This is a genomic window from Alicyclobacillus acidocaldarius subsp. acidocaldarius Tc-4-1, assembly GCF_000219875.1.
In the GTDB taxonomy this organism is placed as follows: Bacteria; Bacillota; Bacilli; order Alicyclobacillales; family Alicyclobacillaceae; genus Alicyclobacillus; species Alicyclobacillus acidocaldarius_A.
This window is the reverse complement of sequence record NC_017167.1, coordinates 344,761-360,410: the sequence shown is the minus strand read 5'-3', so window position 1 is coordinate 360,410 and position 15,650 is coordinate 344,761. Positions and strand designations below refer to the sequence as shown.

General features: G+C 57.3%; 12 protein-coding genes. 3 read left to right on the top strand and 9 right to left on the bottom strand.

All coding sequences use genetic code 11. The annotated features are described in order from the left end of the window. Positions 1–6 precede the first annotated feature (6 nt). The 7 genes from TC41_RS01710 to TC41_RS01680 form a co-directional block, all read right to left on the bottom strand. Positions 7–819 (bottom strand): hypothetical protein, encoded by an 813-nt coding sequence (locus tag TC41_RS01710; RefSeq protein ID WP_041694885.1) that lies wholly within the window; start codon positions 817–819, stop codon positions 7–9. Between the two features lie 32 nt (positions 820–851). After that, positions 852–1,985 (bottom strand): hypothetical protein, encoded by a 1,134-nt coding sequence (locus TC41_RS01705; RefSeq protein WP_158306710.1) that lies wholly within the window; start codon positions 1,983–1,985, stop codon positions 852–854. Continuing rightward, on the bottom strand, positions 1,898–3,763 hold the full coding sequence (locus TC41_RS01700) for a hypothetical protein (RefSeq protein WP_041694884.1): 1,866 nt from the start codon (positions 3,761–3,763) through the stop codon (positions 1,898–1,900). The genes TC41_RS01705 and TC41_RS01700 overlap by 88 nt, the downstream gene beginning before the upstream one ends. Then, positions 3,693–4,289: a hypothetical protein gene (locus tag TC41_RS01695; RefSeq protein WP_148260097.1), complete on the bottom strand. Its 597-nt coding sequence runs from the start codon at positions 4,287–4,289 to the stop codon at positions 3,693–3,695. The genes TC41_RS01700 and TC41_RS01695 overlap by 71 nt, the downstream gene beginning before the upstream one ends. 190 nt (positions 4,290–4,479) lie before the next feature. Further along, positions 4,480–5,226 carry a hypothetical protein gene (locus tag TC41_RS01690; RefSeq protein WP_014463239.1) on the bottom strand — a complete coding sequence of 249 codons (747 nt, stop codon included), beginning with the start codon at positions 5,224–5,226 and terminating at the stop codon, positions 4,480–4,482. After that, entirely contained in the window at positions 5,223–6,098 is an 876-nt protein-coding gene (locus TC41_RS01685) for a tyrosine-type recombinase/integrase (protein ID WP_041694883.1), read from the bottom strand. The genes TC41_RS01690 and TC41_RS01685 overlap by 4 nt, the downstream gene beginning before the upstream one ends. A gap of 231 nt (positions 6,099–6,329) precedes the next feature. Continuing rightward, positions 6,330–7,133 carry a helix-turn-helix domain-containing protein gene (locus tag TC41_RS01680; RefSeq protein ID WP_237700071.1) on the bottom strand — a complete coding sequence of 268 codons (804 nt, stop codon included), beginning with the start codon at positions 7,131–7,133 and terminating at the stop codon, positions 6,330–6,332. Positions 7,134–7,716: 583 nt separating this feature from the next. Between TC41_RS01680 and TC41_RS01675 the strand changes: the two genes are divergently transcribed. From TC41_RS01675 to TC41_RS01665, 3 genes are all read left to right on the top strand, one after another. Next, positions 7,717–7,938, top strand: coding sequence for a hypothetical protein (locus TC41_RS01675; RefSeq protein ID WP_158306709.1), 222 nt, complete (start codon positions 7,717–7,719; stop codon positions 7,936–7,938). A 195-nt stretch (positions 7,939–8,133) separates the two neighbouring features. Then, the gene (locus TC41_RS01670) at positions 8,134–9,342 is read left to right on the top strand and encodes a hypothetical protein (RefSeq protein ID WP_014463235.1); all 1,209 of its coding nucleotides are present in this window, start codon (positions 8,134–8,136) and stop codon (positions 9,340–9,342) included. Between the two features lie 92 nt (positions 9,343–9,434). Continuing rightward, positions 9,435–10,796, top strand: a complete 1,362-nt coding sequence (locus TC41_RS01665; RefSeq protein WP_041694881.1) for an FtsK/SpoIIIE domain-containing protein — start codon at positions 9,435–9,437, stop codon at positions 10,794–10,796. A gap of 87 nt (positions 10,797–10,883) precedes the next feature. On the opposite strand, the gene TC41_RS01660 is transcribed toward TC41_RS01665, so the two are convergent. Together TC41_RS01660 and TC41_RS16125 are read right to left on the bottom strand one after the other, a co-directional pair. Continuing rightward, positions 10,884–12,344 (bottom strand): tetratricopeptide repeat-containing glycosyltransferase family 2 protein, encoded by a 1,461-nt coding sequence (locus tag TC41_RS01660; RefSeq protein ID WP_158306708.1) that lies wholly within the window; start codon positions 12,342–12,344, stop codon positions 10,884–10,886. A gap of 85 nt (positions 12,345–12,429) precedes the next feature. Beyond that, entirely contained in the window at positions 12,430–15,474 is a 3,045-nt protein-coding gene (locus TC41_RS16125; protein ID WP_148260095.1) for a beta strand repeat-containing protein, read from the bottom strand. Positions 15,475–15,650 lie beyond the last annotated feature (176 nt).

The following is a 15,650-nucleotide window of genomic DNA, read 5'->3' as shown; positions in this document are numbered from 1 at the left end:
CTTAACTCAGTTCGAGTACGTCGCGGTTGCCGTCTGCGACACACCATTTGCAGTAACCTTCACCGTAAGCGTGTCACCTTTCACATCCGACGACGTATACACATTCAACGTGTACACCCCATTTGTACCACCAGACACGGTGAAGTCTCCTGCGCTTGGAGTGCTATTGCTCGCCACGCCGGTGTAATTTACACCGCTTGCCCCGCTGTTATCCGAGACAGCGAAGTTGGAATACGTGAGCCCGGTAACCGGGTTTCCGTCAGGATACGTCACCGTCACGGTACCCGAGTAGTCATAGGGCGAAGTTGAGCTAGACGTTGAGAAGGTCCCTAACGTCACCGTCGCCACATTGCCAGCTCCACCCTGCCAGGTAATCGGCACTTCGCCGATCGCCGTGGTGCCGCCAGCCGAGTACGCGTTCAGCTCACCACCCGACACCTGGACTGACGGTGCGGTAATCAGTTGGTACGTCGCATTTTGACCCGTACCTTTCGTGGTGTTCACCGCCGCATACGTCACCGCGCCATCCTCGAGCGTCAGCTGCACTTCGCCATTGTTGTTCGTGGTGAGCGTAATCGTCGGCACCTGGCCGCTGCCAATGTTCGTCGCCGCCAACGCACCCGGCACCGAGATCGAGTTGTAGTCAAGCTGCCAACCGCTCGGCAGGATGTCGGCTGGATTGAACAACGGCACCGGCGTAGGCTCCGTCTGCGACGTGTTGCCTTGCGGCACGGACTGCTGCAATGCCACGCCGTTGACCGCCGTGATCCACACGCCCGGCAGATTCTGCGGCGTGATTGTAATCGTCGCATTCGGCACCGGGTTTCCAAACGCATCCTGCGCCTCTAAGGTCACAGTATTCGTCTGGTCGGCCGAGCCTGTAATGTTTGTGGCGTTGCGTACACCGCCTGCACCGAACCCGTGCTTGCGCTGGTGTAAGTCACCTGCGCCGTTGCGGTCTGGCCATTTTCTGTTGCCGTGTACGTGTACGTACCTGTGAAGCGGCCGTACGCTCCCACCTCGACGATTTGGATCGGGATCAACTCGTCGCTCACGGTCTCGGTCGCATTGGTAGCCGTTCCAGTAGCCTTCGACTGACCGTTGCCCGAAATCCACGTGAGTGTCAATGTCCCCGAACCGCCGCTCGTCGTCGATACCTGACCACCCACGATCATCGGGTCGCCTTGCGCGTCTGCCGGCATCGGCACTTGACCAAAGTCCGCCACTTGCTTGCCCGTCTGGGTATCGTACAGCACGTAGTTGCCGCTTGAATCTTGACCCAAGATGTAGTTGCCATCCGGCGTGTACGCCACGACCGTCTGCAGGCCGTACGCCGACGGGTCAAAGATCACCTGGCCATTGACAGTGGTTTTACCGCTCTTCGAAATGACCACCTGAGCCGAGTAGTTGTACTTCGAATTGCTGATCTCGTGACCATCGATGAAATTGATCGAGTCCTGGTTCTTTCCATCGGACGCGATCGTGTAGTTCAGGCCACCGTTCGGGATACTCGCCAGGTTGACGTAGTTGTTGAACGGAGCCACGAGCCACGTGACCTCACCCGACGGTTGCAGGAAGTACTGGCTCTGGTTGTTCCCCCACGGAATGCCCTGCAACGAGATCGTGTTCGGCGTCCCGCTGTTGGTGTTGATCAACGGACCATAGTTTTCAATGCCTTCAATGGTCGTCGCCTCACCCAGCGCGCTCACGCCGCTACCCGGCTGGAACTGGATGTTCGCCGAAGCCGACGCACCGCCTTGACCCACCGGATTGGCGTCCGGATTGTTCACCTGAACATTGATATTCAACGTTGCGGTGCCGCCGTTGATATTGATGCTCGAATTCGGGTCGTTCGACGAGTTGACAGCCACCGTGTAGTTGGTGTTCAGCTTCGCCGTCACGCTGGTGTTTTCACCCTGACCAAACGTGATGGTGAACGGCGTTCCCGTCGCAGACTGCAAATTCGAGTACAGGTACCCCTGCACGCTATCGACGTAATCTGATTCGTCTTGTAGTCGACGTACACGGACAGGTTCGTGATGTCAAACGTCTGGGTACCGTCAGTCTTGTAGCCGTAATTGCTTTGCAGCTGCTTCACAATCGCGTTATAAACCGTTGAATCACCGCTACCTGCCGGATCCAGTTGGAACCCGAACGCCGAATTCATCGTGAAGCCCTGCGGTACGTTCAGATTGAAGCTCAGCTGATCATCCGGGAACTGCGCAGGCAGAATCTCCTGGCCGCTCTCCGTGTACGCACCGAAGTACATCGTTTCGGACGAGCTTGCAGTCTCCTCGAGACCCTGAGGATTGTTCGGAATCTGCGAGACATCGGCGTAGCTCGCCTGCAAGGCATGATTCGACAATCCGAGCGCACCGACACTCTGCCCAGGCTCCCAAGAGACCTGCATCGCGCCATTCGAGCTACCCAGCACCGGCAGGAGCGTCAAGTCAGAAGGCAACTGCTGACCTTCCACCACACCCGAGGTCGGCGGCGCATAGTAGACGTAGTAGTCGTCCACCTGCTGCTGCTCCTGCGCATTGACCGTATCGGACACCGTGAACGAGAAGTTTCCGTTTGCATCCGTCGTCACAAGGTCAAACGACGAGCCGCTGAACTTGTACTTCTGCCCGTTCACCACATAGCTGTCCGTACCGTCGGCGCCAATTTGTCCGCTGCCAATCGGCGCGTCCACAATGACCAACTGCGCGTTCGGCACCGGGTTGCCCGCGGCATCCTCCGCCGTACCTGTAATGGTGAGGTTGGAGCCCGACGTCGGATTCTCGCGGTTTTGGTCGGTCAACGAGGGCGAGTTCAGCACATTCGCAGGCGAGACATTCGCAATCTTGGCAGGCTGATCCTGGAACGACCACTGCAGGTAGCTGTTGCCCTGGCTGGAACCACCATTGACCAGCTGCGCGCTGACCTGCGCCATTGCCACAGCGCCCGTGAGCGGCGTGCCATTCTGGGTCGGGACGTTCGCATTCAGGTACATGATTGCCTGACCCTGGCTGTTCGTGGTGGTCGTGTAGATGGTCTGCGGACCAAACTGGCCATTCGCACCCACTTGGACCACGCCACCGCTCAGCACGTTGCCCTGCGAATCCGTGATGTTGACCGTTGGAGCCCCGATTCCCGCAACGTTCGCAGCGGAGACATAGAATTTCACAGCCTGACCCGCCACCGAGGAAGCGTTCTGACCATTCCCAGGCAGCATGGTGGCAACCATCGCAATGAGACCTTTGGTCGGATCTTGCGACGATGAGAACGTCAGATTATCCGGATTCGTCTGGTTGCCCCAGAGCGGCGCCAGAACCAACGTGCCGGGCAGGCCCCACTGCGCCGTGACCGCCGACGAACGGATGTACTGGCCGTTCGACTGAATCGGAAGCTGCGCAATCACGTACAGCGGCTCCGTCGTCGTGCTTGCGCTCGACGTCACTTTCATGGTGGCGACACCCTGGCTGTTGGTCGTCACCTGATAGTAATCATCGTAGGTCTTATTGCCGATCACGATCGGCGCAGACAGCTTCGCGTAGTTCAGCGTGTTCCCGCTCGCATCGGTCACCGTCAGGTTGTCCGTAGTCGAGACCAAGAACTGGACGACCTGATTCGGCACCGGATTCCCGTTCGCATCGGTCACCGTGGTCGAGAACGTAATGGCATTGCCCACAGCAGCCACAGCCGGCGCGTTATCCGCACCCGTGCCGACCGTCTGCCCGGAGACCTGGATCGGCGAGAGCGCCTCCGTGGAGGTGTTCACGGCCGTTTGGGTCTGGATGTTGAGCCCCCGCCTGACCGCTGAAGGAGCCATTGATGTTGAGCGCCTTCAGGATGTTGTTGATGTAGTAAATCGGCAGATAGGTTGTAATCGGCCCCTTCGGCCCGGCCGCCGGGTCGCGAGCGACTTGGGTATTAAACTTCTTCACGACGGTGCCGTTCACGGTGACGGTCGTATTGCCCGTCCCGATGCCACCCGCAACCTGGACGTTGGCAGCATTCACGTTAGAATCCGTGAGCGCCCAAGTGTGGGTCACACCGTTCCAAGTCGCCTGGATACCAATCTTAGCGAGTGCCTGGCTGAAATAGTAGATCGGGAAGAATCCCGTCTTGTTGCCCGAGTCGATCCCCACCATCTCGTAGGGATTCGACAGCACCTGGCCGTTGACCACAATCGGCAGCTGGCCAGCTGGCGTGAGACCGCTCGTGGACGTGGCCCCAAACGCCATCGGGCTAATCGCACCCAGGACAATCGCAGCTGAAGCAATGCCACTCAGTGTGCGTTTCAAGTCCCCTTGATGATCACCCATTCGCTTCCTTTCCTTACGTTGGACATGCCGGATCCCATGCGCTTTCTCAGGCCCTCCCAAATCCTGATCTTGACGCATGCTTGCAAGCAGCAAGCTTGCAACGCCCTTGCTTGTGACGCGCAAGCTTGCTGAAAGCTTTCTTACGTCATCCTTTTCAAGTCCCAAAACGTCAGGAAGTTCGTTCCTGTTTGCGACCGGTGAGCAAGCGATGAAGAACCTCGTCGTAACCGTGCTTGCGCAGAAACTCGATGACCGCCGCCTCCAGGATCTCGCGCTGGGACATCCGCCACGCCTGACTCGCAGACCGGAGCAGTCGGTCAAGCTCCACCGAGATGTGGAGGCTCTTCACCACCGAAAGCCCTGGGATGGTGTAGCGCGGCACGTCCGTCGCGCCCTGCTCCGTATGCAAGAGCAACCGCTCCAGTTTCGCACGATGCTTCACCAGCATCCCCAGAATCTCGAGCGCGTCCCCAAGCGGCAGAGAAGCGGATTCGCCCTCGTTCGACACCGCTTGTCGAGGGCTGTCAGCTTCCGTCGATGGACTGACTTCGTCTTGTGTGCGGTCTTGTGCGACGTAATTGCGCGCCGTGTTGGACCACAGGTATCCGTGCGCCTGCATGTACTGCGCCATCTCGAACGCACTCGCAAACCCAAGCGCCTCGGCGATCCGCTTGGGATCGCCGTAGGGCTCCGCTTGGAACGCCTCAATGACCCGCGCCACCTTCTGTCCGCGCCGCTTCTTCTTCGGTGTGACCCGCTCGACATACGTCTCGCGCTCCACGCTCCATTGGTACCCGCGGCGCATCATGAATTGGTCGAGGTACCGACGCGCCTTGTACCCGTACATCTGCGCGATCTCGTCTCGCGTCTTCCCATCCGCAAGGTGTTGGAACACGTCTTCCGGTCGAAGCGTCATGCTTGTCCCTCCTCAAACGAGAGCGTCTGCACGGCGCGGTACAGGTCGTCTCGTGTAGCATGGGTGTAGACCGACGTGACGGTCGGGGAGCTGTGGCCCAAGAGCTTCTGAACCAAGGTGATGTGCACGCCTTGGCGAATCAGGTTCGAGGCAAAGCTGTGTCGGAAGGTGTGGGCAGTGACATACCGGCGATACCCAAGCGCTTGGCTTGTCTGCTTGAGCACCCGGTTGATGTGTGTCGGCGATAAACCGCCCGTCGAGGGTGTCGCGAAGAATCGTTCGTGGGGTTTCGCGCCCTTTCGATATTGCTCGACATACTGCGACAAGATGGGTCGAAGCGCGTCGGAAATCGGCACTTCACGCGGTTTGTCGCCTTTGCCGTGTTCCACGCGGACGACGCCTTCCTCGAAGTCGACGTCCATCATGCGAAGGAAGATGATTTCCGCCATGCGAAGTCCGGTGTACGCCATGGTCCAGGCCGCCGCTTGGACGTGCGGATGCGGAATGTGATGGATGAACCGCGCAAGCTCGTCCGCCGGGAGCGCGTACCGCTCCTTCTGCACGACGCGCTTGGCCTCGAGCATTTCCGCCGGGTTCGAGGTCAAGACGCCTTGGCGCACGAGGTACTTGAAGAAGGAGCGGAACGTGTACAACCGCCGGTTGAGAGTCGGCGCTTGCGCGGGCTGCGCGTCGAGGTATGCCCGCAAGTCCTCGACCGTTGTCTCTTCCACCACCCAAGGCAGGTTGTGGCGTTTGGCGTAGAAGGCCGCGAATCCTCTCAAGTCGCTCTGGTACCCGATGACCGTCTTCCGACTCCGGCCCTGGCGCAAAAGGTGCGCCCCGAACTCCGTGATGGCTTCCTCTCCCAACATGCGACTCGCCTCCACAGGCCGCCCGGCCTGAGAACTGGCACCCAGGTCGCGGTTCGGCGCGAATTTCTCCGCCTTGCGCGCAGACCTCGCGCACAAGGGGGCATTCGGCCTACTGCGCAAAAAGGCCATGCGCCGAGCCGGTCAAGGCTGCGAAGCACCGCGTAAGCGGCTTGGCCTTGACCGGCGATGAGGCGCATGGCCTAGACTCGGGGCCGCCGGATGCCCGTGGAGTCAGGGAGTCGCCACGAAGGGCTCCAGGGTCTCGGAGGTCTCCCCGGTGGCGGCATGGGGAGGCGGGCTGGCAGCTTGCACCGCGGACAGGTAGCCCGCCAACAGGTTGACTTGGCGCTTGGCGTGGACATCCAGGTTGCGGATGCGCGGGGTCATGAGCGGCGTGAAGCGGCGATGGACCTCTTCCGCGTCATCCAAGCTCTCGTACACCTGAATGGCGACATACAAGCGACGGACCCCCTCATAGAGCGGGATCTTCTTCATCTGCGAGAGATCGAGGTCCAGGAGTTGCATTTCCCGATCACACGCCAAATCAAAGTAGCGGATGAGAACGGACGCCACCGATTCAAGTTGGGGCGTCCGCTCCTGGAGATTCGCAAAGTAGAAACTCCCCTCTTCCAGCGGTCCTTCGGTGACGTAGAAGAGCTGGCCGTGGAACGGTTCTCGCTTCCACTCGCTGTAGCGCATGAGTCGAACACGGGCGCGCGGGGAAAACCCCCACCACATGAGCAACGGGTCAATGGGCACTTCTTCATAGGGGGAATCCGGATGGGACGTGGCGAGAACCATCCGCGCCTCGTGTTCGCGCTGGAATCGCTCCAAGACGTCTTTGCCGAAAAGCTGGGCAATGATCCGCACATCCCCGAGTTTCTGCGCAATGTCATACAGCTTGCGTCGGGTCGCGGTTTTATTCGCGTTTTCCAACGAGTTGTAATACGCCAAGGACACGCCCAAGTGCCGGGCGAGCTCTGTTTGGGACCATCCTCGAGCTTCGCGGAACTGTCGAAGCCATTGTGCGAACATCTTTTTCTGTTCATCACTGACACGTTCTTGTTTGGGGACGCGAGCCATACGGTTCACCTCCAGACATGCATGTGAAAAGCCTCATCACAGAAGGAATCCCAAGCTATCTCCAAGCCGGATGGCTAAGTGTCATGTGGGATGGACGGGCCGACGCTCCCCTCAGGAGACGTCTTAACCCATTCCATAGGTTCTATCGAACATCCTTTCCGAATTTCATCCCAAACTATACTACAGACTTAGCTCGTGGTAAATTCCCGTCTCTCACGGCCTCTACGCCAGGGCAACCTTAACCGAAAAGTTTTTAATAAAAAACTTGGTGAAAGGTATTGATATTCGCCATTCTTCGATCTATCCTCATAGCCGAAAGGTGATCGCCCAAACTTTAATCAATGCCTACGAACCTAGTCGGGGCGCGCTTTTCGAGCTTTAGCAATATGCGAGGTGATGCCAATAGGGGTTAAACCCATTCGTATCGTCTCATGAGGATGCGTATCGTTCTGTTCTCCTCGTCCTCCAGGACAGGAGCCTCACACATCATGAAAGAAAGGTGATGGAGATGCTGCTTTTGCGCGATGCGATCGTGATGTCGGTGAGCGAGGCGGCGGATCACAGCCGGGTGTTTGCGGAGGTCGGCGATCCTGTGCTCCTGACGCGGTTCCGGTTTGTGCTGCCGGTCAATACCGGCATTGAGGCAGGCGATAAAGTAGACCTCGAGGTTCGGAACATCCGGGTCAGCAAGACAGGAAGCCTGATGTTCGAAGGGCAACTTCATTCTCGTAAGCCCGCGGAGGCTCCGAAGGCATGAGCGCGGCCCAGGCGGAGGCCGGCGGAGGTTGGGGGACCGGAGCCGGCCGAACGCCTGGGCCCAGCCCATTGCAGAGGAATGGCCGAAGGGTGCGGGGAGTAACACGCACCCTGCTAAATACGCAAAACCTTTTTCAGGAATGCAGAGGGGGGATGGACCTTGATCCTATCCAACCCTGACACGATCGTAACACATTTGTGGGTCGAGGACCATACGACGGTCTTTCGCGAGTTCATTCAGACCCTTCGGAGGTTTCGGGACGAACAAGCGCCCGATGGCCAAGCCCTTCCCTTCTATGGGCCGCATCTCGTGTACGACGCCGCGTCTACCGTAGGGCGTTGGCTCGCCTTTCGCAGTTGGGCCAAGGAAGCGGAGGGAATGCGTATCCGTTGGCGGGTGTACGAAACGGAGCCGCCGCGCAAGTCGAATCTGTGGCCAATTGAAGTGATCTTCGGGAGCATGGAGCTTTGGGCCAAGCCGTTTCGCGACTGGTGGCAGGACGTCAAGCAAACCTTGCGATGGATCGCGGACGCGCCGCACAAGCTTTACACATTTGATGGCGAATGGTGCGTCGGTTCGCGTGTGAGCCGACTCGACTGGGCGATCGATAGCGACGAGTGGGCGTTTGTCCCTGAAGACTTGCCGCGCTTTGTGACGCGATCGCGGATGACGGATCAACACGAATGCGAAGTCGAGTGGCTTGAATACGTGCAGGAGACGCCGGAAGTCTCGCATGCCGTGAATCGGCAATTTACGGGGTTCTCGTTTGGGAAATCACCCGTCCACGTGCGAATTTACGATAAACATTATGAACTGTTCGCGAGTCGAAAGCCGGCCAAAGCGAAATTCTTCTTGCGCCTGTGGGAGCAAAACGGCTGGACCGGTGTACCCGTATGGCGCGTGGAGATTGAGCTTCGTCGTGAGGTTCTCCACCAAATGCGCTACGGTGCACGGACATTCGCGGACATGGAAGCGGACGAAGTGGTGGCGCATTTTCCAGTTACGATCCAGTATTGGTTTTTCCAGTGGATGTCACTTCGTCAACCCACGGAGGATCCGAACCGCTCAAGATGGCCTCTGGATGCGAAGTGGCAGCGTGTGATTGAGGCGGTGAGCGAAGATCCAGACCTGTTTGAGCGCGTTCTGCCTGGTCCGGCGTTTGATGTCCAAAGCTTGGCGCGCCAGCAACGCACCTTGCTCGCCAAATGGGCGCTGGTCCGTGGACTGCCACCGGAAGCATGTGTAACCGACGCGTATCTTGGACAACTCGCGGAGGCCTTGCACCTATCGCCGATGCAATTTCTCCTATCGACGGAGAAAGAGATGCATCTACTCGCGGGACGTCACGGTGCGCGTCTGCCCACCCTGCAAGATAACAAAGTATGGGCGAAAGTGGTGCAGTGACCTTGAGGCATCTCGCCCATAAGCAAAAGATGGAGGAATTGTCCTGCATTCCCCCTACGGATGAGACACACCTAGAGAAAGGGATGAGTTCCATGAGTGTGACCACGTCTTCTTCCGGTTCCAACGAAGCTTGGGAACTGCTCACATGGGTCTTCAGATGGGCATGGCAACAACTGCGCCGACACCCGCTCTTGTTCTCGGCTGCAGTGGTAGGGGCCTCCACTCTCGCGTGGCATGGGCTCAAAGCCTTCCCCATGGCCATCCATGTCACGCACGGTCCGGAACACTGGCGATGGGTCGAATGGTTGCTTGGTGCTGGCGCCGTCCTCGTGGCGTATGTCGCCTGGACCGGCTGGATCGACCGCAACCGCCTGATCGTGGACGCCTTCTCGTTCGAGGAGGCGCTTCGGCGCGCGGACCTCTGGGACAACCCGCGCTATAAGCGTCCGTCGCTCGTTCGGGTGAAAGAGCGCGCGAATGGCGATGTGGAGCTCGTGGTCCAAGGGCTTCCGGCTTCCATCTGGCAGAAGCCCGAGATCGCTGATCCCTTCTGCGCGTCGTTCGGTGTTGAGCGGTTCCGCTCGGTGACACAGGACCCGAAGCGCCGCGACCGCGTACATCTGGTGCTCGCCTCCGGTTCGCTGGACCAGGTCGTCAAGGCGGCAGGTCGTGAACCCGGCACGCGACGGTTGCCGAAACCCAAGGTGAAGCGCGACCGTGATGACGAGGACGCGCATCCGGCGGCTCGCATGTCGTTTCTCCTCGGTTATGGCCATGACGGACGGGTGTTCTGGCAGACACCCGTCTGGCCGCACCTGCTCGTCGCAGGAAGTACCGGTAGCGGCAAGTCGACGCTCATTCGCCTGATCATGCAGCAAGCCTTGGACCGGGATTGGCTCGTGTATCTCATCGACCCGAAAGGCGGCGTCGACTATCTGGAGCTTCTCACGTGGCTCGCAGAGCCCATGAAGGAGTTCCCGCAAGACGCGCTGCCACTGCTCGAAACACTCTGGGCCAAACACCGCGAACGGCTGACGAAACTCAAGGAGGCGGGCGTCTCCTCACTGCGGGAAGCGCACCAACAAGGGCTGCTGCTTGAGGAGAAGCCGATCCTTCTCGTCGTGGACGAGCTTTCGATCTTTTCGTCCAACACCGGCGGCAAGGACGAGAAGGAGGTTCGCGTTCGCGCTCACACGTATCTCGAACGTTTCGCCTTGGCGTCGCGCGCGACGGGAATTGCGCTCTTGCTCTCGGCGCAATATCCGACGGCGGAGATCCTCGGTTCCCAGATCCGCCAACAGGTTTGGCGCATCTGCGGACGCGTGGATGACGAGGTCGCATCCAGGACCATTCTCGGTGTGCCCGGCGCAGAGAAACTCCCGCCAGACAAACCAGGGCGGTTTCTGTACGTCGAGCATGGCGAACTGAAGGAATTCCAAGTCACGCTCCCCTGAACCTAAGGGCAAAAGTGGCCTCAGCGACACGTTCCGCTGAGGCTACTTTTGCCTCGTCCACTCATGCTCATGGGGCATAGGAGAGCCCTACTCATCTTTTGTGTTTTTCGTGGCTTCCTGCACATCTTGCGCAATCGCGCAAGCTTCCTGTTCCAACTTTTCCAGACGTTCTCGGATCGTCTTCAGGTTCGGTTCTTGCTTAAGCACGCGCTGGTACCAGCGTCGGGCTTCCACAAGATTGCCACGCATCCGCGCGATTTCTCCAAGTTGCGCAGGTGCCTTCCAGAGCCCAATCGCTGTGTCATATTCCGTGATTCCCCGATATTTTTGCGCGGCTTCTTGTGCCTTTGCAAAATCCTGAGCGGCTTCTTGGAGAAGAACACCAGCTTCCCGAAGCTTCTTTTCTCCACGTAGAAACCATCCATCCGGATACTCAGGATGCTCTTTCACCATATCTTCAAGTTTGTTCGCCATATGCTCGTTTTTGCCAGCTAGCATGTACGCTTGAGCAAGTCGGCGTCGAATATCTGGAAGCAGCGAAAAGCCCGCGATCTCTTTCGCGTGCTGCTCTGCTCGCTCGAGATACTCGATGGACTTTGTATAATCTTTCAGGAATAGACTTTCTCGCCCTATGTAAAACTCATAGACCGGATTGTTCGGTTCGCGTTCGAGGGCTTCCGTGAGAAGTTCGAGATTCCGCCGAAATTTCTTCTCCAAATCCACGTGTTTGGGATCATACCCATCATGGTAGACGCGAATTCGCACAAGGGCCCGTACCGCGGGACGCGCAGTTTCCTTGGTCAGCGTCGGCGTCTCATGAATCAATCCCCGCCATTCGATGTCCTCTCCCGTCGGGAACATACGCGACTGGGAGGTCGCAGGCGTGACCGTCTCGCCCGTAAGGTTCATCTGTACAATCCGAAGAATCACGGGCGATTCTTTTCGGACCGATTCAAACACACCTGCAATGGTGCGAATCGCATCGACATCTTCCGCATACAAGATCTCATCCGAATCAATGGCAATGACCCACTGACTTGTTACCTTCGACAGCCCAAAGTTTCTTGCAGCCGCAAAATCTCCCGTCCATTCGAATCGATAGACCTGTGCTCCGAAAGCGGAGGCAATCACGTCTGAACCATCCGTAGACCCCGTATCCACGGCGATGATTTCATCCACCGCAGGACGCAACGCCTCGATACACCGCTTGATGGTCCTTGCATCATCTCGAAACAATACAAGTGCCGACACGGTGGTCTTGGGTACCCTGAGCGCACTTTCGACTTCTCGATCCCGCTTCCCTGCAGACACCTCGTCGCATGCTTTCATCACAGCATTCACCCAGGGAGCCATAGGATCCAACAACCACGCTCGCTCAAAACACCGTCTTGCGATTTTTCCATTCCCAAGGCGTAAACACGCTTCTCCTAAAAATACCCAACTTTGCGCCCGCCAAGAGACCCCTTTAATCTGTTCAAGTGCAAGCTTTCTGGCTTCATCAAACGCCCCATCCAACAATTTTTGACGAATCACTTCATCTGAAACCAATCGATGCGCCTCCTCCCACAGAAAGAGCCGGGTCTCCACCCGGCTCTCCATCCGTCAGTGTGCGCAGAGCAACGAAAGCAAACTCTTACTCATCGATAGTGACGCTTCCCGTATACGTATGGCCATTCACTGTCACAGACGCATCCACAGTGATTGAGCTTCCCGTCCCCCAATCGCTAGACGATGCCGGCGTTGTGACCGTCACCGAAGCCGTACCTGAAGAAAGCGTCGCGGTCGTTGCGCTCAATGTTGCTCCCGTGGCGGATCCGGTCGCTAAGCTAAAGGTTACAACATCGCTGCTGTCAGAAGTAATTGGATTGCCATAAGCATCCTCCAAAGTCACGGTCACTGCGTCCGGGCTATTTGTACTTGACACAGTAGCCGTCGCCGCAGTCACAGCAAGCTGCTCAGGCGCGCCCGGCAACACCGACAACGATGTGGAATCGCCAAACACAGCTCCACTGGTAGATGTCGACACGGATGATCCCTTTGTCGTAACGCCCTGTGAATCCACCAAGAGTGCAAGGTATTCAGCAGACGAAGAAGCAGACGTCGGCACAAAGGTAATCGTGTACGTACCGTTACTATTACCCGTTACCGCAAACGACGAAGTTGGAAGCTCAGGGAGAGTATCCGCCCCATTGGTCGTTGTAACAGAAGAAGTAGTATATCCTAGCGCGAAGTCACTCGTAGTAAGCCCCAACACCGGATTCCCTTGCGCATTGTCAAGAGTTGCCGTAATCGTGTAGGTCTGGCCGGCAATTAACTCATGCAACGCATTCCCGCTCGGGAAGGTCACACTCGAGTTGAACGTTGCGGGTTCGCTCGCGACGACATTGTACGAGCTGGTCGGAACTCCATTGGTGATGGTGACACCATCCACCGAAACCGAAAACGTTGCGCTCGTCACCACCGTATTCGGCGCTTGAACCGTCACGGTATACGAGCCGCCATCCTCCGTCACACTCGTGACCAGATTCGAGCTGTTTCCAAGGGTGATGTCAAACGTAGAGGTCGGCAAACCAAGTACTGGGTCGCCACTTGCATTTTCCACATTCACAGTAAAGGTCGCCGTTGAACCTTCCGTCCAAGTAGTTGTCGATGGACCACCAGACACAACAGTTGAAGCTGTAGCGCTGATGTTGTTCTCGACCGTGACATCGTTGATGGACGTCGTTGCCGTTCCGACGGTGAACGTCAATGTTTCAGGTGTCGACACCGTCGTATTCGGCGCCGTGAAGGTCAGGGTGTAATAACCTGCTGTTGTCGCTGGTTCAACACTCGTCACCGAAAGCGGCGTGTTGCCAAGCTCCACAGAGAAATCAGACGACGTCAGGTTCACTGCACCCGCATCCAAGGTCACCGTATTCGACGAACCTGGCAATAACACCGGCGCGGAAACAGAGGAAGCCGTAGCCCCGTCCAACGTCGACAAGGTCACTGCACTGACGGAGGTAGATTCGACGGATGTGACAGTGAGCGGGGACGACGTAATCGTTGTGCCATCTACCACAACATCAAGCGTCCCAGGAGTTGTCGTCGTCAATTCGAACGTCACCACATACGAGCCCGACGTGGACCCTGGCGTCACCGATTCAATCGTAGTAGATGGTCCCGTAATCGAGAAGTCGCTCGTGGTCAACCCCGTGACGGGATTTGAAGACGTATCGACGACATCCACTGTCACCGTATAGCTCTGGCCCTCCACCAACGTTGTGGTAGACGGCCATGTCACGCTCGACGCGGCACTAGAGATCCCAGCACCAGCCGTGTACGAGTTGCTGGTCGTTAAAGACAAGTTATTTGTTGTATCGCTAATTGTCAGCTTGCTCACATAACCAGCGGTGACGCTTGGCATCTGGAACGTCACTTCATATTCGCCCGGTGTGCTTGCCGTGGTTACACTTTTGATCGTAGCTGAATTCCCAGCAAACTCGACGGTCCAGCTTGTTGTTGTTGTAGCAAGCGAAGTCGTCGGCACAAGTTCACCGTTCGCGTCCACTGCACCTACCGTCACGGTGTAAGTCGCACCATCTTCAAGTGTCGCAGGCAAGCTCGATTCAAGCGCCAACGCAGTCGGCGTGTCGGACGTCACCGTATAGGTCTGCGTCGAAGTCAGTGTGACGCCATCGACATTCACCACAAGCGGCAAAGCGGTCGACACTGATACAGTCGGTGCGGTGAAGGTGAATGTATATTCACCCGGCGTGCTTGTCACAGCCTTCAATGCCGTAGCGGTCAACGGAATCGCATTCGCACCCGTGCCCAACGACACCGTCGGAGTTCCGGTTGCACCGCTAATCGGGTTTCCGATCGCATCCTCCAAGTTCACAGTAACAGTATACGTACCGCTAGCATCTAACACGCTATTCGACGGGAAGACAGCCGTTGAGCCACTCGTCGAAACGCTGCCCGCCGAAACATCCACGCCGACACTCGTCGCCACAGTGGTACCGTCGACGACAAGCGCCTCTGATTCATCCGGACCCGGGGTCAACGTCGTGGGCAAGAAGGTTAGGACATAGGTCCCATTTCCTTGATACACTGCCGCTGACGCTGTCACAAACTTACCATTCACGTTGAGCACAAAACTGGACGCTGACAATCCAGAGACCGGATCGCCATTTGCATCATTGACGGTTACCGTCATCGTAAACGCCTGACCATCAGTGATGGAAGACGGGAAGACACCCACACTGGAATTTACAGCACTAATCGTCTGCTCGTAATACGGTGCATTCCCTGACGGCGTTACCAGTGTGGCCGTGCTCGGAATAGTAAACGGATTTGCCTGCGCATAAGCGTCAAACACCGAATTCGACGCCGAAAGATGGTTCTGCTGGACATATTGGATAAAACCAGCATAGTTCGCAATTTGGCCATTCAAATCCAAGTATAGCCCAGTTGGGTTCTGAGCCAACAGGTTATTGAGTTCAGCAAGCTCAGAAGGATTGCTCAACACGTCGCTTGCATTGAAGAAATCTCCATTAATATAGTAGCCTGTGCTCTGTGCCTGTGAATTGACTGTCGCCGCATATGCCGTTCCACCCGTCATGGCGGACAACATCGACGCGACAGCGGCAGCCGTGGCTAGGTTCATCTTCCGCATCGATTTGTTCCGTTTTGCCATTCGGCATCCTCCTTGATCACATACGTGGTCACTTGAGGATTCGGATTCGGACCCAGGGACGTCTTCTGGAGAAGATACTTATTCTCTCAGGTGCCCACCCTATGTATGTCACCCCTTGTCCGAGACGATCGCCCATTTGACCCAAGGCTGTGCCCTGTACCTATCCCATCGATGGA